Source organism: Salmonella sp. 5800 (assembly GCF_046558195.1).
Lineage (GTDB): Bacteria > Pseudomonadota > Gammaproteobacteria > Enterobacterales > Enterobacteriaceae > Salmonella > Salmonella enterica.
In genome coordinates, this window is record NZ_JBGDOX010000035.1 from 1 (window position 1) to 542 (window position 542).

At 49.3% G+C, this 542-nt stretch carries 2 tRNA genes and 1 rRNA gene; all 3 read right to left on the reverse strand.

From position 1 onward, the window contains the following. Positions 1–137: 137 nt before the first annotated feature. Positions 138–213, reverse strand: a tRNA-Ala gene (locus ACLJZ5_RS22080). A gap of 109 nt (positions 214–322) precedes the next feature. Further along, positions 323–399 (reverse strand) — tRNA-Ile (locus ACLJZ5_RS22085). A gap of 69 nt (positions 400–468) precedes the next feature. Beyond that, positions 469–542 (reverse strand): 16S ribosomal RNA (locus ACLJZ5_RS22090); the annotation flags it as partial.

A 542-nucleotide genomic window follows, 5' to 3' on the forward strand; every position in this document is an offset into this window, starting at 1 on the left:
AATTTGAGAGACTCACGAACAACTTTCGTTGTTCTGTGTTTCAATTTTCAGCTTGATCCAGATTTTTAAAGAGCAAAACTTCGCAGTGAACCCTTTCAGGTACACTCTGAAGTATTTTTTCGTAAACACTCACGAGATGGTGGAGCTATGCGGGATCGAACCGCAGACCTCCTGCGTGCAAAGCAGGCGCTCTCCCAGCTGAGCTATAGCCCCATCGTGTAGTCAGAACCTCTTACCTTTGATTCGTTTCCGGGCGCGGCGTGGTGAAGCGAAGCATACTGAAGTATGCGAGCTTTGCCACAACAAAGCACGGGAGCGAATCTGGTAGGCCTGAGTGGACTTGAACCACCGACCTCACCCTTATCAGGGGTGCGCTCTAACCACCTGAGCTACAAGCCTGTAGAGGTTTTACTGCTCGTTTTTCATCAGACAATCTGTGTGAGCACTGCAAAGTACGCTTCTTTCAGGTAAGGAGGTGATCCAACCGCAGGTTCCCCTACGGTTACCTTGTTACGACTTCACCCCAGTCATGAATCACAAAG